The sequence below is a fragment of the Clavibacter sp. B3I6 genome, assembly GCF_030816895.1.
Classification (GTDB): Bacteria; Actinomycetota; Actinomycetes; order Actinomycetales; family Microbacteriaceae; genus Clavibacter.
The window spans coordinates 1,612,352-1,632,871 of the sequence record NZ_JAUSYL010000001.1; the positions used below are offsets into that span (position 1 = coordinate 1,612,352).

A 20,520-nucleotide genomic window follows, 5' to 3' on the forward strand; every position below is an offset into this window, starting at 1 on the left:
TCCCCCACCGGACAGCTCAAGGAGAACCATGCGCACCGTCAACGCCTACGCGGCCACGTCCGCCACCGATCCCATCACCAAGACCACCATCGAGCGCCGCGACGTCGGCCCGAAGGACGTCTCCATCGACATCGCCTACTCGGGGCGTCTGCCACTCCGACATCCACACCGTCCGCGGCGAGTGGGGACCCATCGCGTACCCGCAGGTCGTCGGCCACGAGATCGTCGGCCGCGTCACCGAGGTCGGCTCCGAGGTGTCCAAGCACCAGGTCGGCGACCTCGTCGGCGTCGGCTGCATGGTCAACTCCTGCGGGGAGTGCGCGCAGTGCACGGCCGGCCAGGAGCAGTACTGCCTGAAGGGCAACATCCAGACCTACGGCGGCACCGACCCGGCCGACGGCACCATCACGCAGGGCGGCTACTCCGAGGCCGTCGTGGTCGACGAGGACTTCGTGCTCCGCGTCCCCGAGTCCCTCGACGTCGAGAAGGTCGCGCCGCTGCTCTGCGCCGGCATCACCACCTACTCGCCGCTGCGCCACTGGAACGCGGGTCCCGGCACCAAGGTCGCCGTCGTCGGCATGGGCGGCCTCGGCCACATGGCCGTGAAGATCGCCCACGCCATGGGCGCCGACGTCACCGTGCTGTCGCAGACGCTCTCCAAGAAGGAGGACGGCCTCCGCCTCGGCGCCGACCGCTACTTCGCGACCAGCGACGAGTCGACCTTCGAGGAGCTCGCCAGCTCGTTCGACCTGATCATCAACACCGTCTCCGCGAAGCTCGACATGTCGAAGTACATCGGCCTGCTCGCGATCGACGGCACGCTGGTCAACGTCGGCGCCCCGTCGGAGCCGCTCGAGATCCCCGCGTTCGCGCTCATCCCCGCGCGTCGCAGCTGGGCCGGATCCATGATCGGCGGCATCGCCGAGACGCAGGAGATGCTCGACTTCTGCGCCGAGCACGACATCCTCCCGGAGACCGAGCTCATCTCGGCCGACCAGATCAACGAGGCCTACGAGCGCGTCCTCAAGTCCGACGTGCGCTACCGCTTCGTCATCGACGCGAAGACGTTCGCGTAGCCGCACCTCGCTGACGCGACCGGCGAGGGCCCCGCGGATCACCCGATCCTCGGGGCCCTCCCGCATCCCCGCGACGGCCCGGACCACGGGCCGACCACGCGCCTAGGCTGGGACGGCCGGCACCACCGAAGGGTCACCGTGGACATCACCCCCCGCTCCGCACCCGGGCACGCGGATGCGGCGTGGTGGCGCACCGCCGCCATCTACCAGGTGTTCCTGCGCAGCTTCGCCGACGGGGACGGCGACGGCGTCGGCGACCTCGCGGGCCTCCGCGCGCGCCTGCCGTACCTCGCCGCGCTCGGGGTCGACGCGATCTGGGTGAACCCCTGGTACCCGTCGCCGATGGTCGACGTCGGCTACGACGTGGCCGACTACCGCGACGTGGATCCGATGTTCGGCACGCTCGCCGAGGCGGAGGCCCTGATCGTCGAGGCGCACGACCTCGGCCTGCGGGTCCTCCTCGACATCGTCCCGAACCACACCTCCGACGCCCACCCCTGGTTCCGCGCGGCCCTCGCCGGGGATCAGGCAGCCCGCGCCCGCTACCTCCTCCGCGACGGGAAGGGCCCCGACGGCGAGCTGCCGCCGAACGACTGGGAGAGCTGCTTCCGCGGTCCGGCCTGGACGCGCACGACCGACGCGGACGGCCGCCCCGGCGCCTGGTACCTGCACATGTTCGCGCCGGAGCAGCCCGACCTCGACTGGACGAACCCGGAGGTGCGGGCCGAGTTCGTCGACGTCCTGCGGTTCTGGTTCGACCGCGGCGTCGACGGCTTCCGCGTCGACGTGGCGCACGGCCTCGCCAAGGCCGAGGGTCTGCCGGACGGCCTCGGCGCCGACCGGCGCACCGAGGCGCACCCCGGCTGGGACCAGGACGAGGTGCACGACGTCTACCGGGAGTGGCGCCGCGTGGCCGACTCCTACGATCCGCCGCGCGTCTTCGTCGCCGAGGCCTGGGTCGCGCGGCCCGAGCGGCTGCCGCTGTACCTGCGCCCCGACGAGCTGCACACGGCCTTCGAGTTCGAGCCGCTGCACGTGACCTTCCGGGCGGATCCCTGGCGCCGGGTGATCGACGACGGCCTGGCGAAGGCCGCGCTGTCCGGTGCGCCGAGCGCGTGGGCGCTGACCAACCACGACGTCGTGCGCCAGGCGACGCGGTACGGCCGGGAGCAGCCGGAGGTCCGCGCGTCGAACGAGCAGCAGCGGGCGCGCTTCGGCGTCGACCCGGTGGACCTCGAGCTCGGCCGCCGCCGCGCCCGCGCCGCCGTCACGCTGACGATGGCCCTGCCGGGCGTCGCGTACCTCTACTTCGGCGAGGAGCTGGGGCTGCACGAGGTCGAGGACCTGCCGGATGCGCGGCGGCGGGATCCGATCCACCTCCGCTCCGGCGGCACCGACCCCGGTCGGGACGGGTCCCGGGTGCCGATCCCCTGGTCCGGCGACTCCGCGCCCTACGGCTTCTCGGGCACGGCGCCGGACGGCGGCGGCGAGCCGTGGCTGCCGCAGCCGGAGGCGTGGGCGGAGCTGACGGTCGAGCGCCAGGAGGCGGATCCGGCGTCGACGCTGCAGCACTACCGTCGGCTGCTCGCCGCCCGCCGTGCGCTGATCGTGCCGACGGAGCCGCTGGTCTGGCTGGAGACCCTGCCCGACGTGCTCGCGTTCCGTCGGGGCGAGCTGCAGTGCTGGGTCGCCTTCGGGACGGATCCCGTGCCCCTGCCGCCGGGGCTCCGGGTCGCGATCAGCTCGACGGGGGACGTCGACGGGGTGCTGCCGCCCGACACGGCCGTGTGGCTGGTGCCCGAGCGGCCGTGACGGCACGTCCGACCGGATCGGCCGGCCGCGGTCCGCGCGCCCGCGGTACCGTCGAGGCATGCGCCTGATCCTCATCCGACACGGCCAGACCGCCTCCAACGTCGAGGGCGTCCTCGACACCCGCATCCCCGGGCCCGTGCTCACCGCGCTCGGCCGCGAGCAGGCGGCCCTGCTGCCGGAGACCCTCCGGGGCGAGGCGATCGGCGCCCTGTACGTCTCGACCATGGTCCGCACCCACGAGACGGCCGCGCCGCTCGCGGAGGCTCTCGGCCTCGCACCGGTCGAGCGCGACGGCATCCGCGAGATCGCCGCCGCCGACCTCGAGATGCGCGGCGACCGCGCGGCCGTCATGGAGTACCTGGGCACGATGGTCCGCTGGGTGGGCGGCGAGGACGCGCTGCCGCTGGCCGGCGGGGAGACGGGCCGGGAGTTCGCCGCGCGGTTCGACGCCGTCGTCGCGGAGGCCGAGGCCTCGGGGCACGGCACCGTGGCGATCGTCAGCCACGGGGCCGCCATCCGCTCGTGGACGGGCCTGCGGGCGCGCGGGCTCGACGCGGCCTTCGTGGCCGACCACGCGCTGGAGAACACGGGCGTCGTGGTGCTCGAGGGGTCCGGCACCGACTGGGTCCTCGAGTCCTGGGAGGGCGAGCCCGTCAGCGGCGTCGGCGAGGACGCCCCCTCCGGCCCGGCGGGCGAGCCGACAGGCTAGGTCCCCGGACCGGCCGTCCGCCCGCCCCGGTCAGTCCGGCGCGGGCCCCGCGCGGTGGGAGGCGACGTAGGCGGCGGCCTCGCGGATCAGCTGCTCGCGCATCAGCACCGCCCCGCCGATCGTCACGCCGAGGACCCGACCGCCGGGAGCGCCCAGCCAGGTGAGGTCGAGGACCGTCGAGCCGTGCAGATCACGCCGCTCGGTGACGTGGAACCGCTCGCCGCCCGCCTCGATCTCGAACCCGTCCATCCCGCGAGCCTACGAGCGGTCGTCGGCACCCGCCGGCGGCCCGGCCCCCGCCCGTTACCGTGGACGGATGATCTCCACGCTCCCGCCCACCGCCGAGCTGCACCTGCACGTCGAGGGGACGCTCGAGCCCGAGCTCGTCTTCGAGCTGGCCGAGCGCAACGGCGTCGAGCTGCCCTACGGGGGCATCGAGGACCTCCGCTCGCGCTACGCCTTCACCGACCTGCAGTCGTTCCTCGACCTCTACTACGCGTGCACCGCGGTCCTCCGCACCCGCCGCGACTTCCACGACCTCGCCGCCGCGTACCTCGAGCGGGCGGCGGCCGACGGGATCCGGCACGTCGAGATGTCCTTCGACCCGCAGGCGCACACGACCCGCGGCGTGCCCGTGGACGACGTGCTCGACGGCCTCCTCGACGCCCTCCGCGACGCGCGCGTCCGCCACGGCATCTCCGGCGGCCTGATCCTCAGCTTCCTGCGCGACCGCCCGGTGGAGGAGGCGATGGCGACCCTGGAGTCGGTCGCGGGCCGCGCGCACGAGATCCTCGCCGTGGGCCTCGACTCGGCGGAGGTCGGCTACCCGCCGTCCCTCTTCGTCGACGTGTTCGCCCGCGCCCGCGAGCTCGGGCTGCACGCGGTCGCGCACGCGGGCGAGGAGGGGCCGCCGTCCTACATCCACGAGGCGCTCGACCTCCTGCACGTGGAGCGGGTGGATCACGGGGTGCGCTGCCTGGAGGATCCCGCGCTCGTCGACCGGCTGGTCGCCGAGCGGATCCCGCTCACGGTCTGCCCGCTCTCGAACGTGCGCCTCGGCGTGAACGAGTCCCTCGATGAGCACGCGCTCCCGGAGCTGCTCGCGCGCGGCGTCCTCGTGACCATCAACAGCGACGACCCGGCCTACTTCGGCGGCTACCTCGGCGAGAACCTCCGTCAGCTCCGCCGCGCGCACGCCTTCGACGACGACGCGCTCGCGCTGCTCGCCCGCAACTCGTTCGAGGCGTCCTTCCTCCCCGACGGCCGCCGCGCCGAGCTGCTGGCCGCGGTCGACGCGTGGCGCGCCTCCGCGCTCTGATCCCTCGGGCCCCGGCTCAGTCGACGAGGGCGGCGACCGCCTCGACCTCCACGAGCTGGTCGTCGTAGCCGAGCACGGTGACCCCGAGCAGCGTGCTCGGCGGGTCGTGCGGCGCGAGCGCGTCGCGGACGACCTCCCACGCGGTCACGAGGTCCGCCTGCCGGCTCGACGCGACGAGGACGCGCGTGCTGACGAGGTCGGCGAAGGTCGCGCCCGCCGCCTGCAGCGCGACCCGCAGGTTCTCGATGCAGCGCCCGGCCTGGGCAGCGTGGTCGCCGATCCCGACCGTCCGGCCGTCCGCGTCGAGCGGGCACGATCCCGCCAGGTACACCAGCCGCGCGTCGGCCGGCGCGGTGGCCGCGTAGGCGTACTCGGCGACGCCGGAGAGCGCGGCGGAGCGGATCAGGGTCACGGCGGTCATGGGGCTCCCGTCTCGCGCGCGGGCAGGTCCGCGCGTCGCGACCAGCCTCGCATCCGCCTGTCGCTTCAGGAGGCGCGCGCTACCCGAGCCCGCGCGAGGATCGCCCCGATCACGCCGGACTCGGCGTCCGCGTAGGCGTTCATGTCGTCCCAGCGCCGCTCCATGAGCTCCCGCTTCGTGCGCGCGTAGAGCTCGCGGTCCTCCGCGTCGGAGCGGAGCCGGCCGCGGTCGTGGATCACCGGCCGATCGTCGCAGGACCGCTCTGCGGTCAGTCGAACGCCACGTGCTGCGTGATCCACGCGTGCATCACGACCGCGGCTGCCGCCGACGCGTTGATGGAGCGGGTGGAGCCGAACTGCGAGATCGCGACGGTCATCTCGGCCGCCGCCACCGCCTCGTCGCTGAGGCCCGGGCCCTCCTGGCCGAAGACGAGCACGCAGCGCTCGGGGAGGCGCGTCCTCTCCAGCAGCACGGATCCGTCGACGTTGTCGATGGCGATGATCGGCAGGCCCTCGGCCGCGGCCCACGCGACGAGATCGGCGATGGTCGCGTGGTGCACGACGTGCTGGTAGCGGTCGGTGACCATCGCGCCGCGCTTGTTCCACCGGCGGCGGCCGACGATGTGCACCGTGTCGGCCGCGAAGGCGTTGGCGCTCCGGACGATCGACCCGATGTTCATGTCGTGCTGCCAGTTCTCGATGGCGATGTGGAACGGGTGCCGGTGCTGGTCGAGGTCGGCGACGATCGCGTCCATGGACCAGTACCGGTAGCGGTCGATGACGTTGCGGGTGTCGCCGCGCTCCAGCAGCTCCGGATCCAGGTGCGGCTCGTCGGGCCAGGCCTCGGGGCCGCCCGGCCAGGGACCGACCCCGTGCGTCGACAGCTCGACGGTGGGCGTCGGCTCGGCCGCGTCGGGCCGGGCGGGGAGCTGGGGGACCTCGGGATCGCCCGGCATCAGATGTAGATCGCCGGGTCGACGAAGAAGGCCGGATCCACGTGCGCGTCGGGCCCGCGGCCCGCCCGCTTCCCGGTCTCCACCGCGGGGATGCCCGTGAGCACGGACCCCGCGGGCGCGTCCTTCACGACCACCGCGTTGGCGCCGATGACGCTGCCCGCTCCGATCGCGATGGGCCCGAGCAGCTTCGCCCCCGCGCCGATGGTGACGCCGTCGCCGACCGTGGGGTGCCGCTTGCCGTGCACGAGGCTCTTCCCGCCGAGCGTGACGCCGTGGTACATCAGCACGTCGTCGCCGATCTCCGCGGTCGCGCCGATGACCACGCCCATGCCGTGGTCGATGAAGAGCCGCCGCCCGATCCGCGCACCCGGGTGGATCTCCACCCCGGTGAGCGAGCGCCCGACCTGCGCGAGCAGCCGGGCGGCGAGCCGCACCCGATGTCGCCAGAGCGCGTGCGAGATCCGGTGCAGCCACACGGCGTGCAGCCCCGGGTAGCCGAGCACCATCTCCAGGTACCCGCGCGCGGCCGGGTCGTGGGCGCGGGCGGAGCGGAGGTCCTCGACGACGCGGGCGACTATGCCCACGCCTAGTCGCGCAGGTCGTCGAACAGCATCGTCGAGAGGTACCGCTCGCCGTAGTCGCACACGATGGCGACGATGGTCTTGCCCGCGCTCTCGGGCCGCTTCGCGATCTCGAGGGCGGCCCACACGATGGATCCCGACGAGATGCCGCAGAGGATGCCCTCGTCGGTCGCGAGCGCGCGCGCGACGCGGATGGAGTCCTCGAGCGACACGTCGACGACCTCGTCGTAGACCTCGGTGTCGAGGATCTCGGGCACGAAGTTCGCGCCGATGCCCTGGATCTTGTGCGGGCCGGGCTTCCCGCCGGAGAGGATGGGCGAGTCGAGCGGCTCGACCGCGACGATGCGCACGTCCGGCTTCCGCTGCTTGAGCACCTGGCCGACGCCCGTGATGGTGCCGCCCGTGCCGACGCCCGCGATGAACACGTCGACGGCGCCGTCGGTGTCCGCCCAGACCTCCTCGGCCGTGGTCTCGCGGTGCTTCTGCGGGTTGGCGGCGTTCGCGAACTGCTGGGCCCAGATGGCGTTCGGCGTCTCGTCGACGATCTGCTTCGCCCGCTCGACCGCGCCGCGCATGCCCTCGGGGCCGGGGGTCAGGACGATGCGCGCCCCGTACGCGCGCAGCACCAGCCGGCGCTCCATGCTCATGGTCTCGGGCATGGTGAGGATGACCGTGTAGCCGCGGGCCGCTCCCACCATCGCGAGCGCGATGCCCGTGTTGCCGCTCGTGCCCTCGACGATGGTGCCGCCCGGCTGCAGCTGGCCGGACGCCTCCGCCGCGTCGATGATGGCGACGCCGATGCGGTCCTTCACGCTGGACGCCGGGTTGTGCGACTCGAGCTTCACGAGGACGGTCGCGTCGAGCCCCTCCGTGAGCCGGTTGAGGCGGACGAGCGGCGTGCCGCCGACCAGCTGGGTGATGTCGTCGTAGACGCGACCTGCCATGGGTTCCACCTTCGTCGTGATCCGGGTCGGTGCGGGGCGCTGCCGCGCGCACCTGCTCGTCGTCGAGCCTATGCGAGGCGAACCGCGCGCACGGCGGCGGCATTCCGGGTGGGGCGGTCGGTGACGACGGATGAGCTGTGGAGGGGGCCGTCGCCGGCCGTGCCGACGGGGCGAGGATGCGCGCGACCACCCCCAGGCGCTCTCGCCGCGGCCGCCGTCCGCACCCGACGCGGGATCGCTCCTGCCCACGGAGGAGGAACATGTCCAGCCATCCCGCACCCCGTCTCCCGATGATCCTCGTCGTCACCGCCGCGTCCCTCGTCGGCGCGATGACGGCAGCCCTGGCAGCCGCTCCCGCACCGACGGCGGGTGCCACGACGCACCCAGCAGCGGTCGCGCGCGGGCCAGCCTCCGCGGCTCTCGCGTCGACCATGACGGCGGTGGAGGCGGTCGAGCTCGCGTGGTCGAGGGCATGGCGACCGGGCGACACCGACGCCGAGTTCCACGAGAAGTGGGTCGCGTTCCGGGAGTTGACGAAGGAGACGTTCGCGCCGGACGTGGCGGAGGTCCGACGGCGGCTGGACGAGCGGGCGATGGACGGGTACCGCCGGAGGATCGCCGAGCGCGAGGCGCAGCGGGAGCAGGACGAGCAGGAGCGACCGTCGCGGGACGCGTGACCTGAGGGCCGCGACGCGGCAGGCTGGACCCATGAGCGCGCGCATCGAGGTGGAGGGGCCCGGCGGGCCCGAGGTCATGACGCTGACGGACGGGCCCGTGCCGGATCCCGGGCCGGGCGAGGTGCGGATCCGCGTGCACGCCGCGGGCGTCAACTTCATCGACACCTACCGCCGCAGCGGCGTCTACCCGATGGCGCACCCGTATGTGCCGGGGTCCGAGGCCGCGGGGGTCGTCGAGGCGCTCGGCGACGGCGTCACGGGCGTCCACGTCGGCGACCGCGTGGCGACGGCCGAGGCGTCCGGCACCTACGCGCAGCACGCGCTCGTCCGCGCGGAGACCCTGCTGCCCGTGCCCGACGGCGTCGACATGGAGACGGCCGCCGCGCTGCCGCTCCAGGGCCTCACCGCGCACTACCTCGCGACGAGCTCGTACCCGGCCGGCCCCGGGGATCGCGCGCTCGTGCACGCGGGCGCCGGCGGCGTGGGGCTCCTCCTCACGCAGCTGTTGCGCGACCGCGGCGTCGAGGTGATCACCACCGTCTCCAGCGAGGAGAAGGCCGCCCTCTCGCGCACGGCCGGCGCGACGCACGTGCTCGGCTACGGCGACGTCCCCGTGCGGGTGCGGGAGCTGACCGAGGGGCGCGGCGTCGACGTGGTCTACGACGGCGTCGGGCGCGACACGTTCGACGGCTCGCTCGACTCCCTGCGCATCCGCGGCACGCTCGTGCTCTTCGGCGGCGCGAGCGGGCAGGTCCCGCCGTTCGACCTGCAGCGCCTGAACTCCGGCGGATCCCTGTCCGTCACCCGCCCGACCCTCGCCCACTTCCTGCTCGACGCGGAGGAGCGGCGGTGGCGCGCGGGCGAGCTGTTCGCCGGGGTGCTCGACGGATCCCTCGACGTGCGCGTCGGCGCGACCTACCCGCTCGCGGACGCGGCCCGCGCGCACGAGGACCTGGAGGCCCGGCGCACGACGGGCTCCATCGTGCTCATCCCCTGACGCGGGAACCCGCGGATCGCTTGCCACGACGGAAAACGACATGTAGGTTTCCCTCATGGAAAACGATCGAGCAGCAGACGCGGCCGCCGCCCTCGCCGGCCTCCACTCCGACCGCGAGGCGCTGGCCGCCCGCATCCCCGTGCCGCGCGGGCACCTCGCGGGCTTCGGGGCCATCGCCCTCGCCTGGGTCGCGCAGGCCGCGACCCTCTCCCCCGGCGCCGACTACGAGCCGCCGCGGACCTCCTGGGTCCTGATCGCCGCCGCGGTGGTCCTCCTGGTCCTCATCCGCCGCCATGCGGGCATCCGGTTCCGCCGGGTCGGCGTGCGCGCGGTGCTCCTCGTCGCGACCGCGCTCCTCGGCTGCCTCGTGCTCTTCTCGATCTCGCTGGGCCTCGTCGCGCAGGGGCTCGGCTGGGCCGTGGCGCTCACGGCGCTGGCGGCCTTCGCGCTCGTCACCTGGCTCGCGACGCGGGCGTTCGAGGCCGCCGTCGACGGGATCCGCCGCCGTGGCTGAGGCCGCGTTCGACGAGCTCATCCACGCGCCGGTCCGCCTGCGCATCTGCGGGATCCTCCGCCGCGTCGACCAGATCGACTTCACCGTGCTGCGGGACGCGCTCGGGATCGCCGACGCGAGCCTCAGCAAGCACCTGAAGGCGCTGGCGGACGCGGGGTACGTGTCGTCGCGGAAGGCGTCCTCGGCCGGGCGCGCGGACCGGCGGCAGCTGACGTGGCTGGCCCTCACCCCGGCCGGCCGCCGGGCCTTCGACGGCCACGTCGCCGCGCTGACGGAGATCGCGGGCGCCGTCGAGGACGGCGCCCGCGCCTGAGACCCTCCGGGTCAGTCCGCGATGAACGCGAGGATGTCCTGGTCGAGCTGCGCCTGGTACTCGCCGGAGATGCCGTGCGGAGCGCCCGCGTAGACCTTCACGGTGCCGTGCTTCACGAGCTCGGCGGACTTGAGCGACGCGTTGGCGATCGGCACGATCTGGTCGTCGTCGCCGTGCGCCAGGAGGATCGGCACGTCGAGCGCCTTCAGGTCCTCCGAGAAGTCGGTCTCGGAGAAGGCGGCCACGCAGTCGTACGCCGCGATCAGGTTGACGAGCATGCCCTGGCGCCAGAAGTCGCGCTTCGCGCCCTCGGAGACGACGCTGCCCTCGCGGTTCGCGCCGAAGAACGCGTCGGAGAGGTCGATGTAGAACTGGGAGGCGTCGGCGAGCACGCCCGCGCGGATCCCGTCGAAGACCTCCAGGGGGACGCCGTCGGGGTTGGTGTCCGACGCGACCATCACGGGCGGGACGGCACCCGCGGTCACGACCTTGCGCACGCGGCCGACGCCGTGCTGCGCGGCGTAGCGGACGACCTCGCCGCCGCCCGTGGAGTGCCCGATGACGACGAGGTCCTGCAGGTCGAGGTGCTCCACGAGCTCCGCGAGGTCGCGGGCGTACGTGTCCATGTCGTTGCCGGTCGAGGTCTTGGCCGAGCGGCCGTGGCCGCGGCGGTCGTGCGCGATGGCCCGGTAGCCGGCGTCGACGAGGACCTTGATCTCGACCTGCCAGGCGTCGGAGCTGAGCGGCCAGCCGTGGCTGAGCAGCACGGGCTTCCCGGCGCCCTGGTCGGTGTAGTACAGCTCGGTCCCGTCGGAGGTGGTGAAGTGCGGCATGGTTCCCTCTCTGCTGGGGTCGGGGGCGCCCGCCGCGTCACGCGGCCGATCGGCGGCCCGTCCCGCGTTTGCCGGGAGGACCCGCGGTCTGCGAATCTCTCCCTGGTGATCACGCCCATCGAACCGTCACCAGGGGGTCCGACACCATGCAGGTAGCAGGCAGTTCGCATGCTGTTCCCACGGCCGTCCACGGGCGGCCCGCGTGACGGGGGTCGGCGGCCTCCTCCGCGGCCTGCGGATGTCGGCGGATCTCACGCTCGAGGCCCTCGCGGAGCGCTCGGGCGTGAGCGTGCGCACCATCAGCGACATCGAGCGCGGCGTCAGCGCGCGACCGCGCCGGGCGACCGCGCACGCGCTCGCGGACGCGCTCGGCCTCGAGGGGAGCCGGCGTGACCGGCTGCTCGCCGCGGCCCGTCCGACCGCGGAGGCCGCCGCGGGCTCGACGACCCGGCCCGCGGGATCCGGCGGCCCCGCGCCCTACCGGCTGGCCGACTTCCGCGGCCGCGACGAGGAGATCGAGCGCCTGGTCGCGGCCGCGACGGGTCCCGCCGCCGGCCCGCGCCACGCCCCGACGCTCGTCGTGCTGAGCGGGGCGCCGGGCGTCGGCAAGTCGAGCATCGCGGTCGAGGCGGCCCACCGGATCACGGCGGGGTCGCGGCCGCCGCTGTTCGTCGACCTGGGCGGGCTCGACGACGCGCCCGCCGAGCCGCTGCACGTCATCCAGTCGCTGCTGCGGCAGCTGACCGGCGCGGAGGGCGCCCGGGGCGACCTCGCGGACGCGACCGCGGCCTGGGCCGCCGCCACCGCCGCGCAGCCCGTCGTGGTGGTGCTGGACGACGCGGCGACCGAGGCGCAGGTGCGTCCCGTCATGGCGGCGGATCCGGGCGCGACGGTGCTCGTCACCTCGCGGCGGACGCTCGCCGGGCTCGCCAGCGCGCGCCACCTCCGCGTCCCCGTCCTGCCGCGGAGGGACGGCGTCGCGCTGCTGGAGGCGATCGTCCCCGAGGCGCAGCGCGTCGGCGCCGACCTCGACGAGCTGGCGCGCCTGTGCGGCGACCTGCCGCTCGCGCTCCGGGTGGCGGGGCACCGCATCGCCTCGCAGCCCGCCTCCACCGTCGAGGACCACGTGCGGCGCCTCCGCGCGGAGGGCCGTCGGCTCGGCGCCCTGGTCGCCGGCGACACGGGCGTGCAGGCTGCCTTCGCCACCTCGTGCGCCCACCTCACCCCCGGCGCACGCGACCTGTTCCGGAGCCTCGCGCTCCTCCGCGGATCCTCGTTCGCGGCGCCCATGGCCGGCGCGGTCCTCGGCCTCGGCGAGGACGCGGCCCTCGGGCTGCTCGACGAGCTCGCGGACCTCGGCATGGTCGAGACGATGAGCGGATCCCGCTACCGCCTCCACGACCTGCTGCGCCTCTACGCCGCCGAGCGCCTGCACGCCGACGTGGATCCCGTCGAGATCCGGCGCCGAAGCGAGCGGCTCGGCCGGTGGACGCTCGCGACCGCCGCCGCCGCGGGCCGCGTGTTCGCCCCGGACGACGCGCCGCACCCCCGGCTCGGCCCGGCGCTCGCGTTCGGCTCGCGCGCCGCGGCCCGCGCGTGGCTCGTCACCGAGGTCGACGCGTGGTTCCCGGAGTACGCCGCCGCCGCGACCGACGGCCGGGAGGCGCTCGCGCTGGCCGCGGCCCCGCACATCCGGTGGTTCGGCGACCGGTGGTTCGAGTGGGGGCGCTGGCACGAGCTGTTCGCCGTCACCGCCGAGCTCGCGCATCGCGCCGGCGACGCCGTCCTCGAGGCGGAGGCCCTCACGGACGTCGCGTTCATCCAGCACTACGCGCGATGGGATCCGGCGGCCGCCGTCGTCACGGCCCGGCGCGCGCTCGCCCTCGCGACCGCGAGCGGCGACGGCCGCGGGCGGGCCAGGGCCCTCTCCGACATCGGCGCGTGCCTCGAGGCGCTCGGCGACGTCGACGGCGCGGTCGCCTCCACGCGCCTCGCGATCACCGCGTTCGAGCAGCTCGGCCTCCCGGGTCCCGTCCTCGACTCCCGCGGCGTCCTGGCCAGGTCGCTGCTGGCGACGGACCCGGCTGCGGGCCTCGCGGCGTACGAGGAGATCCTCGAGCGCACGCGCGAGCCGCAGCCCGGCATGGCCGAGCACGACCGCTGGGCGGCGCACCTCGACGCGCTGGCGCAGTGCGGCAAGGCACTCGTCCGCCTCGGTCGGCACACGGAGTCGATCGAGCTCGCGGAGACGATGCTGACCACCGCGGACGGTCCCGCCGTCGACCACGCGGGCGAGCGCGACCGCGCCCGCGCGCTCCGCAACCGCGGCCTCGCCCGGCTCGCCCTCGGCGAGGTGGACGCCGGCCGCGCCGACCTCGAGCGCGCCCTCGTCCTCGCGGGTGACCTGCCGCCGGCCGAGTGGTCGGCGGAGATCCGCGACGCCCTCGACGGTCTCCCGGCCGCGACCGCCTAGCCTCGTGCCATGCCCGCATCCGGTACCCCGCTGAGGCGCCTCGGCTTCCTCACCATCGGCCTGTTCGACCCCTCGGATCCCGCGGCGGGCCACGAGACGACCCTCCGCATCATCGAGCGCGGCGAGCAGCTGGGCCTCGACAGCGCCTGGCTCCGCCACCGCCACCTCCAGCACGGGATCTCCTCCCCCGTCGCCGTGCTCGCCGCCGCGTCCCAGCGCACGAGCCGCATCGACCTCGGCACGGCCGTGACGCCCATCGGCGCCGAGAACCCGTTCCGCCTCGCCGAGGACCTCGCCACGGTGGACCTCCTCACGGGCGGCCGCCTGCAGCCCGGCTTCTCGGTGGGCCGGCCGATGCGCTTCGAGACCTACCGCCACGCGATCTACCCGACCACGGCCGACCAGGAGGAGCTCGGCTACGACCGCCTCCTCCGCTTCCGCGACCTCGTGCGCGGCGACGAGGTGAGCGGCGTCACCGGCCGCGAGGGCCAGGAGGAGTACGCGTCGACCGTGCAGCCGCAGTCCGCGGGGCTCGTCGACCGGCTCTGGTACGGCGCGGGGAGCACCCGATCCGCGGTGTGGGCGGCCGAGAACGGCTTCCACCTCCTCACGTCGAGCGTGATCCAGGGCGAGCTCGGCCCGGACTTCGCCGCGAACCAGCGGGCGCAGATCGACGCGTACCGGGCCGCCCATCCGGCGGGTGCCGCGGCGCGCGTCTCGCAGGGGCTCGTGGTGATCCCCACCGACCGCGCCACCCCGGAGCAGCGCCGGCGCTACGAGGCGTACGCCGCCGAGCGCTCGGCCCGCGTCGGCGTCCCGCAGGGCCCGAAGAGCATGCTCTTCGCGGCCGACCTGGTGGGCACGTCCGAGCAGATCGCCGAGCGCCTGCACGCGGATCCCGCGTTCCAGGCGGTCGACGAGGTCGCCTTCGCCCTGCCGTTCACCTTCGGCGAGGCCGACCTCGAGCAGATCCTCACCGACATCGCGGAGCGCCTGGGCCCGGCGCTCGGCTGGTCGCCCGCCGCCTGACCGCAGGCGCGGCCGCGCGCCGCATGCACGACGACGCCCCTCCCGCACGAGCGGAGAGGGGCGTCGTCGTGATCCGGTGACGGGATCAGTGCATGCTGACGGCCTCGGTCGAGGCGCCCTCGCGGAAGCGCTCGATCGGGACGCGCACCATCGACCACGAGATGACCGAGGCGCAGGCCACGCCGATCGCCGCGGCGAGGAAGACCACGTGGTAGCCGTCGACCTGCTGCTGCAGCGGGTTCGCCACGCCGTCGGTGGCCGCCGCGGTGACGGCCGAGGCGAACAGGGCCGTGAAGACCGCGGTGCCGATGGATCCGCCGATCTGCTGCGTGCCCGTGAGCGCCGCGCCCGCGACGCCGGCGTCACGCGGCTCGATCCCGGAGAGCGCGACGTTCTGCATGGGCACGAACACGAACGCGAGGCCCACGCCGAGGAGGATCTGCCCGGGCAGCACCTGGACGACGTACGCGCCGTCGACCGTCACGCGGCTGAACCAGAGGAGGCCGGCGGCCGCGACGAGCGGGCCGACGGTCATGAGGATCCGCGGGCCGACGCGCGGCAGCAGCCGGGCGACCTGCGGGGCCGTGAGCATGATCGACGCGGCCATGGGCAGCGACGCGAGACCCGAGATCAGCGGCGACATGCCGAGCACGATCTGGAAGTGCAGCGTGAGGTACAGCAGGCCGCCGAGGAGCGCCGCGCCCACCATCACGGAGGTGAGGTACGCGCCGCCGCGGGTGCGGTCGGCGACGACGCGGAGCGGCAGGAGCGGGTTGCGTGCCCGCGACTCCCACCAGACGAACGCGACCATGAGGCCGACGCCGAGCGCGAGGAAGCCGATGGTGTCGGCGTTGCCCCAGCCGTCCTCCGCGCGGGAGAAGCCGTAGACGATCGAGCCGAGGCCGAGGGTCACGAGCAGGGCGCCCGGGATGTCGTAGCTGCGGTCGCCGTCCGCGCGGCTCTCCTTCACCAGCGGGATGGCCGCGATGATCGCGACGACCGCGATCGGCACGTTGACGAGCAGGCACCAGTGCCAGCTGAGGTACTCGGTGAGCACGCCGCCGAGCAGCAGGCCCACGGCGGCGCCGGATCCGGCCACGGTGCCGTACACCGCGAACGCCTTCACGCGGTCGGGCCCGGACGGGAACGTCACCGAGAGGAGCGCGAGCGCGGCGGGCGCGAGGAGCGCCGCGAAGACGCCCTGGAGGCCGCGCGCGATGAGCAGCATCTCGGCCGAGACGGCGACGCCGCCCAGCGCGCTGGCCGCGGCGAAGCCGACCATGCCGAGGATGAAGGAGCGCTTGCGGCCCCAGTAGTCGGCGATGCGGCCGCCGAGGAGGAGCAGCGACCCGAAGGCGAGCGCGTAGACGGTGACGACCCAGGTGCGGTCGGCGTCGCTCATGCCGAGCTCGCGCTGGGCGGCCGGGAGGGCGATGTTCACGATGGTGCCGTCGAGCACGACCATCAGCTGGGCGAGGGCGACGACGGCGAGGAGGATCCACTTGCTGCGGGCGGGGGCGGCGGGAGCGGCCGGGACGGCGGGAGCGGCGGGGCCGGCCGGGGACGTGGAGGGCGGTGCGTCTTCGGGGGTGCGTGCGTGCGGGATCTGGTGCTCCTGGAGGGTCGTGCGGCGCCCGGGCGGGCGAGGACGGTCCAATCTAGGTCCGCTCCGCCCCGAGAGTCAAACGAACCGGTTCGTTTGACATACGCTGTTCACATGGCAGAGACGACGGGGTCCGCCCGATCCACCCGAGACAAGCCCGACGACGTCCGGCACCGCATCCTCCTCGCGGCGCGCGAGGAGTTCGCCGCCCACGGGCTGGCGGGGGCGCGCGTCGACCGCATCGCCCGCTCCGGCCGCGCGAGCAAGGAGCGGCTGTACGCGCACTTCACGGACAAGGAGTCGCTGTTCCGCGCGGTGCTGAAGCTCAACGGCGTGGAGTTCTTCTCCGCCGTGACGCTCGACCCCGCCGACCTCCCCGGCTTCGTCGGCCAGATCTTCGACCACGCCTACGACCACCCGGAGCACCGGCGCATGCTCGCCTGGGCCCGGCTCGACGGCGTGGTGCTCGACGTCCCGCACAGCGAGACGTCCCCGTCGGCCAAGGTCGAGGCGATCCGGCGCGGGCAGGAGGTGGGCACCATCGACCCGTCGTGGGATCCGCAGCGCCTCCTCACGATGCTGTTCGCGCTCGCGCAGGCGTGGGTCCAGTCGCCGTACCCCGCCATGCACGAGGACGGGCCGGCCGGCCGCGCGGCGGACCGGGCGGCCGTGGTCGAGGCGGCCCGGCGGATCACGGCGCCGCCCGCGCGCTGAGCCCGCCTGGCCGTCGCATGGCTGCCTCCTGCGGATTCCCCGGGTGAGGAGGACGGACCCCCGTCGCCGCACGTAGCGTGGGAGCATGTCGGACACCCTGACCCGCGAGATCGAGGCCGGGACCAGCCACGCCCACCCGCTGCGCCGGTTCCTGCGCCGCTGCCGGGCCTGGATCGAGCTGCACCCGAAGGCACGCTGGCTCTACCGGATCCTCGTCGGCATCCTGGGCCTCGCCATCGTCCTCGTGGGCGTCGTGCTCATCCCGCTGCCCGGCCCGGGCTGGCTCGTCGTCTTCCTCGGGATCGCGGTGCTCGGCACCGAGTTCCCCGCCGCGCACCGCGTGAACGTGTTCCTCAAGCGCCAGCTGCACCGCTTCTGGGAGGCGTGGCGCCGCTGGCGCGCGTCGCGTGCCGAGCGCAGGGCCCAGCGCACCGTCCGCTGATCCCGCACCCCCTCCCCTTCGCGACCAGCGGCATCTCCCTCCTCCGGTCGATACGGAGGCCGACCCGCCGTCCGTAGGGTCGGGGCATGTCCTCCCCCATCGCACCGGCGCCGCGGTCACGTGCCCGGACGCTCGGCCGCGAGAGCGCGCTGGTCGCCCTCTCCCTCGTCGTCGGCGTCATCGCCTTCGGCGCCTCGCTCACCTTCCTCGAGGAGTCCGGCGTCTCCGGCACGCGCACCGAGGTGCTCCTGCTGCTCGACGTCGCCGGCGGGATCCTCGCCCTCGCGCTCCTGCCCCTCCGCCGCCACGCACCGGTCGCCATCGGGGTCACGCTCGCGGTGCTGGCCGCGATGTCGACCCTCGCGATCCTCGCCTCCGTGATCGCCCTCGTCTCGGTCGCGACGCGGCGTCGCCCGCGCGAGATCGCCCTGGTGGTGTCCGCGTGGGTCGTCGCGCTCGTGGCCTGGGAGCTCGCGGGCCTCGCGCAGACGCCGCTCGAGCAGGGCGACGGGCCCCTGTACGTGATCATGCTCGCGCTCGTCGTCGGCGTGCCCGTCGTCGTCGGCCTCTACGTGGGCGGCCGGCGCGAGCTGCTGGCGTCGCTGCGGGAGCGGGCCCGGCTCGCGGAGGAGGAGCAGGCGCTCCGCCTGGAGCAGGCGGCGGACCACGAGCGCACGCGCATCGCCCGGGAGATGCACGACGTCCTCGCGCACCGGCTCTCCCTGGTGGCCCTGCACGCGGGCGCCCTCGAGTACCGGGACGACCTGGACGCGTCCGAGGTGCGGCAGACGGCCACGGTCGTCCGCGAGAACGCGCGCACGGCCCTCGACGAGCTGCGCGAGGTGCTGGGGGTGCTGCGGGACCCGTCGGGATCCCCGGCGACCGCTCCCCCGCAGCCGACGCTCGCCGACCTCCCCGAGCTGCTCGACGACGCCCGGGTCCTCGGCGGGGACGTGCGGCTCGACCTCGACGCCGGGAGCCGCGACGCCCTCCCTCTCCTGGGCGCGTCGGCCTCCCGCCACGCGTACCGCATCGTCCAGGAGTGCCTGACGAACGCCCGGCGGCACGCGCCCGGCGCACCGGTGGACGTCGTGATCGACGGCCGGCCCGGCGGGATGCTCCGGGTCGTCGTGCGGAACCCCCTGACCGCCGCGGAGGAGGACGGGCCTGCGCCCGCGTCGCCCGGGCACGGCCTCCTCGGCCTCGCCGAGAGGGCGCGATCGGCGGGCGGGACGCTCGAGGTCACGGTGCGCGACGGGGCGCACGTGGTCACGGCCGAGCTGGCGTGGATCCCGTGACCCGCTCGGGCGACGGCCCCGTCCGCATCGTGATCGTCGACGACGACGCGCTCATGCGCGCCGGCCTCCGCATGCTCCTCGGCGGGGACGCGGGCCTCGTGGTGGTCGGGGAGGCCGCCGACGGGCTGGAGGCCGCCGCGGTGATCGACCGGTCCGATCCCGACCTCGTGCTCATGGACATCCGGATGCCGCGCTGCGACGGGATCACCGCGACGGCCCGCGAGGTCGCCCGCCGGCCCGACCTCGCGGTGATCGTGCTCACGACGTTCGACGCCGACGAGCTGGTGCTCGGCGCGCTCCGGGCGGGCGCCCGCGGGTTCCTCCTCAAGGACACGCCGCCGGCCGAGCTCGTCGACGCGGTGCGGCTGGCGGCCGCGGGCCGGTCGATCCTCTCCCCGTCGGTGCTCGACACCGTGATCGGCGTCGCGGCCGAGCGGGATCGCGGCGACCGGACGGCCGAGCGCGCGCGCTTCGCGACGCTGACCGAGCGCGAGCAGGAGGTCGCGCTCGCCATCGCGCGCGGCCGGTCGAACGCGCGCATCGCGTCCGACATGTACGTGAGCGTGGCGACCGTGAAGACGCACGTGGGCCACGTGCTGGAGAAGCTCGGCGTCGAGGGCCGGGTGCAGGTCGCCGTGCTCGTGCACGAGGCCGGGCTCGCCCCGACGGGGTGAGCCCGGCCTCGGGCGGTGCCGGCCGGAGCCGGTCAGGCGTCGCGGATCAGCTCGCGAGCGCCGGGTAGTCCGTGTAGCCCTCGGCGCCGGGGCCGTAGAACGTGGCGGGGTTCGGGTCGTTCGTCTCGGCGCCCTGCTCCCAGCGCTCGACGAGGTCGGGGTTCGCGATGATCATGCGGCCGACGGCCACGACGTCGGCCGTGCCCTCCTCGACCAGCTGGATCGCCTCGTCGCGCTCGGTCTGCACGCCGAAGCCGCTGTTGATCATGAGCGGCCCGCCGAACGTCGCGCGGAGGCCCTGCACGAGCTCGCCCGCGGGCTCCGCGTGCAGGATGCTCACGTAGGCGAGGCCGAGCGGCGCGATGCCGGAGAGCAGCGCCTCGTACGTCGCGCGGGTCTCCTCGGGGTCCTCCTCGAGGACGTCCTGGATGTTGTGGCTCGGCGAGATGCGGATGCCGACGCGGTCCGCGCCGATCTCCCGCGAGATCGCGTGGGTGACGTCGATGCCGAGCTTCGCGCGGTTCGCGGGCGATCCGCCGTACGCGTCGGTGCGCACGTTGGAGACGGGCGAGAGGAACTCGTGCAGCAGGTAGCCGTTGGCGGAGTGGATCTCCACGCCGTCGAACCCGGCGTCGACGGCGTTGCGCGCGGCGACCGTGAGCTCGTCGACGATGAGCGGGACCTCGTCGGTCTCCGGCTCGCTCGGCACGGGGTACGGCGCCTTGCCGCTGGGCACGTGCACCTCGCCCTGGATCGCGATGGCGCTCGGCGCGAGCAGGGGCAGTCCGCCCGTGATCTCCTCGTGCGAGACGCGGCCTCCGTGCATGAGCTGCATCACGATGCGGCCGCCGTCGGCGTGCACCGCGTCGGTCACGCGGCGCCAGCCGGCGATCTGCTCGTCCGTCACGATGCCGGGCTGGCCCGGGTACGCCTTGCTGCGCTCGCTCGTGAACACGCCCTCGGAGACGATGAGGCCGGTGGACGCGCGCTGGCGGTAGTACTCGACGACGAGGTCGCCGGGCACGCCGTGCTCGTCGGAGCGCATGCGGGTCAGCGGCGCCATGGCGACGCGGTTCGGGAGCTCGAGGGCGCCGAGGGTGACGGGGGAGAAGAGCTTCACGGGGGAGTTCCTTCGTC

At 74.5% G+C, this 20,520-nt stretch carries 22 protein-coding genes and 1 pseudogene; 14 read left to right on the forward strand and 9 right to left on the reverse strand.

Translation table 11 applies throughout. The features are described from left to right. The first annotated feature begins 28 nt into the window (after positions 1 to 28). From QFZ62_RS07550 to QFZ62_RS07560, 3 genes and pseudogenes are all read left to right on the forward strand, one after another. Positions 29 to 1,076: pseudogene (locus QFZ62_RS07550) on the forward strand (NAD(P)-dependent alcohol dehydrogenase). Positions 1,077 to 1,214: 138 nt separating this feature from the next. Continuing rightward, entirely contained in the window at positions 1,215 to 2,888 is a 1,674-nt protein-coding gene (locus QFZ62_RS07555; protein ID WP_307503754.1) for a glycoside hydrolase family 13 protein, read from the forward strand. A 58-nt stretch (positions 2,889 to 2,946) separates the two neighbouring features. Continuing rightward, on the forward strand, positions 2,947 to 3,597 hold the full coding sequence (locus QFZ62_RS07560) for a histidine phosphatase family protein (RefSeq protein WP_307503757.1): 651 nt from the start codon (positions 2,947 to 2,949) through the stop codon (positions 3,595 to 3,597). 30 nt (positions 3,598 to 3,627) lie between these two features. On the opposite strand, the gene QFZ62_RS07565 is transcribed toward QFZ62_RS07560, so the two are convergent. Beyond that, positions 3,628 to 3,846 (reverse strand): hypothetical protein, encoded by a 219-nt coding sequence (locus QFZ62_RS07565; protein ID WP_307503759.1) that lies wholly within the window; start codon positions 3,844 to 3,846, stop codon positions 3,628 to 3,630. A 67-nt stretch (positions 3,847 to 3,913) separates the two neighbouring features. Between QFZ62_RS07565 and QFZ62_RS07570 the strand changes: the two genes are divergently transcribed. Next, positions 3,914 to 4,915: an adenosine deaminase gene (locus QFZ62_RS07570; protein WP_307503761.1), complete on the forward strand. Its 1,002-nt coding sequence runs from the start codon at positions 3,914 to 3,916 to the stop codon at positions 4,913 to 4,915. A gap of 16 nt (positions 4,916 to 4,931) precedes the next feature. Here the strand turns inward: QFZ62_RS07570 and QFZ62_RS07575 are convergent, their stop codons facing one another. The 5 genes from QFZ62_RS07575 to cysK form a co-directional block, all read right to left on the reverse strand. Then, positions 4,932 to 5,336 (reverse strand): RidA family protein, encoded by a 405-nt coding sequence (locus tag QFZ62_RS07575; protein ID WP_307503763.1) that lies wholly within the window; start codon positions 5,334 to 5,336, stop codon positions 4,932 to 4,934. 65 nt (positions 5,337 to 5,401) lie between these two features. After that, positions 5,402 to 5,575: a GrpB family protein gene (locus tag QFZ62_RS07580; RefSeq protein ID WP_307503766.1), complete on the reverse strand. Its 174-nt coding sequence runs from the start codon at positions 5,573 to 5,575 to the stop codon at positions 5,402 to 5,404. A gap of 29 nt (positions 5,576 to 5,604) precedes the next feature. Then, complete coding sequence (locus QFZ62_RS07585) at positions 5,605 to 6,291, reverse strand: RNA methyltransferase (RefSeq protein WP_307503769.1); 687 nt, start codon at positions 6,289 to 6,291, stop codon at positions 5,605 to 5,607. Continuing rightward, positions 6,291 to 6,875, reverse strand: coding sequence for a serine O-acetyltransferase EpsC (gene epsC / locus QFZ62_RS07590; RefSeq protein ID WP_307503771.1), 585 nt, complete (start codon positions 6,873 to 6,875; stop codon positions 6,291 to 6,293). The genes QFZ62_RS07585 and epsC overlap by 1 nt, the downstream gene beginning before the upstream one ends. 2 nt (positions 6,876 to 6,877) lie before the next feature. Continuing rightward, positions 6,878 to 7,816 (reverse strand): cysteine synthase A, encoded by a 939-nt coding sequence (cysK, locus tag QFZ62_RS07595; protein ID WP_307503772.1) that lies wholly within the window; start codon positions 7,814 to 7,816, stop codon positions 6,878 to 6,880. 260 nt (positions 7,817 to 8,076) lie between these two features. On the opposite strand from cysK, the gene QFZ62_RS07600 reads away from it, so the two are divergent. Genes QFZ62_RS07600 through QFZ62_RS07615 form a run of 4 tightly spaced genes read left to right on the forward strand, consistent with a single transcriptional unit; the run spans position 8,077 to position 10,317 of the window. After that, positions 8,077 to 8,493: a hypothetical protein gene (locus QFZ62_RS07600; RefSeq protein WP_307503775.1), complete on the forward strand. Its 417-nt coding sequence runs from the start codon at positions 8,077 to 8,079 to the stop codon at positions 8,491 to 8,493. A 31-nt stretch (positions 8,494 to 8,524) separates the two neighbouring features. Further along, positions 8,525 to 9,490 carry a quinone oxidoreductase gene (locus QFZ62_RS07605; protein WP_307503777.1) on the forward strand — a complete coding sequence of 322 codons (966 nt, stop codon included), beginning with the start codon at positions 8,525 to 8,527 and terminating at the stop codon, positions 9,488 to 9,490. A 55-nt stretch (positions 9,491 to 9,545) separates the two neighbouring features. Continuing rightward, positions 9,546 to 10,004 carry a hypothetical protein gene (locus tag QFZ62_RS07610; RefSeq protein WP_307503780.1) on the forward strand — a complete coding sequence of 153 codons (459 nt, stop codon included), beginning with the start codon at positions 9,546 to 9,548 and terminating at the stop codon, positions 10,002 to 10,004. After that, positions 9,997 to 10,317 (forward strand): transcriptional regulator, encoded by a 321-nt coding sequence (locus QFZ62_RS07615; RefSeq protein WP_307503782.1) that lies wholly within the window; start codon positions 9,997 to 9,999, stop codon positions 10,315 to 10,317. The genes QFZ62_RS07610 and QFZ62_RS07615 overlap by 8 nt, the downstream gene beginning before the upstream one ends. An 11-nt stretch (positions 10,318 to 10,328) precedes the next feature. Here QFZ62_RS07615 and QFZ62_RS07620 read toward each other — a convergent pair whose 3' ends face one another. After that, positions 10,329 to 11,150: an alpha/beta fold hydrolase gene (locus QFZ62_RS07620; protein ID WP_307503784.1), complete on the reverse strand. Its 822-nt coding sequence runs from the start codon at positions 11,148 to 11,150 to the stop codon at positions 10,329 to 10,331. Positions 11,151 to 11,352: 202 nt separating this feature from the next. On the opposite strand from QFZ62_RS07620, the gene QFZ62_RS07625 reads away from it, so the two are divergent. Both QFZ62_RS07625 and QFZ62_RS07630 read left to right on the forward strand, forming a co-directional pair. Next, positions 11,353 to 13,623, forward strand: a complete 2,271-nt coding sequence (locus QFZ62_RS07625) for a helix-turn-helix domain-containing protein (protein WP_307503786.1) — start codon at positions 11,353 to 11,355, stop codon at positions 13,621 to 13,623. Between the two features lie 9 nt (positions 13,624 to 13,632). Continuing rightward, on the forward strand, positions 13,633 to 14,652 hold the full coding sequence (locus QFZ62_RS07630) for an LLM class flavin-dependent oxidoreductase (RefSeq protein ID WP_307503789.1): 1,020 nt from the start codon (positions 13,633 to 13,635) through the stop codon (positions 14,650 to 14,652). An 85-nt stretch (positions 14,653 to 14,737) separates the two neighbouring features. Here the strand turns inward: QFZ62_RS07630 and QFZ62_RS07635 are convergent, their stop codons facing one another. Then, positions 14,738 to 16,309, reverse strand: coding sequence for an MFS transporter (locus QFZ62_RS07635; protein ID WP_307503792.1), 1,572 nt, complete (start codon positions 16,307 to 16,309; stop codon positions 14,738 to 14,740). A 60-nt stretch (positions 16,310 to 16,369) separates the two neighbouring features. On the opposite strand from QFZ62_RS07635, the gene QFZ62_RS07640 reads away from it, so the two are divergent. The 4 genes from QFZ62_RS07640 (at position 16,370) to QFZ62_RS07655 (ending at position 19,383) form a co-directional block, all read left to right on the forward strand. Next, positions 16,370 to 16,969 (forward strand): TetR family transcriptional regulator, encoded by a 600-nt coding sequence (locus tag QFZ62_RS07640; RefSeq protein WP_307503794.1) that lies wholly within the window; start codon positions 16,370 to 16,372, stop codon positions 16,967 to 16,969. Between the two features lie 85 nt (positions 16,970 to 17,054). Next, positions 17,055 to 17,411, forward strand: coding sequence for a TIGR02611 family protein (locus tag QFZ62_RS07645; protein WP_307503796.1), 357 nt, complete (start codon positions 17,055 to 17,057; stop codon positions 17,409 to 17,411). 86 nt (positions 17,412 to 17,497) lie between these two features. Beyond that, positions 17,498 to 18,709 carry a sensor histidine kinase gene (locus QFZ62_RS07650; RefSeq protein WP_307503799.1) on the forward strand — a complete coding sequence of 404 codons (1,212 nt, stop codon included), beginning with the start codon at positions 17,498 to 17,500 and terminating at the stop codon, positions 18,707 to 18,709. After that, a complete protein-coding gene (locus QFZ62_RS07655; protein ID WP_307503802.1) occupies positions 18,697 to 19,383 on the forward strand; it encodes a response regulator transcription factor in 687 nt (228 codons plus the stop codon). The genes QFZ62_RS07650 and QFZ62_RS07655 overlap by 13 nt, the downstream gene beginning before the upstream one ends. Positions 19,384 to 19,429: 46 nt before the next feature. Here the strand turns inward: QFZ62_RS07655 and QFZ62_RS07660 are convergent, their stop codons facing one another. Further along, positions 19,430 to 20,503 (reverse strand): alkene reductase, encoded by a 1,074-nt coding sequence (locus tag QFZ62_RS07660; RefSeq protein WP_307503803.1) that lies wholly within the window; start codon positions 20,501 to 20,503, stop codon positions 19,430 to 19,432. Positions 20,504 to 20,520 lie beyond the last annotated feature (17 nt).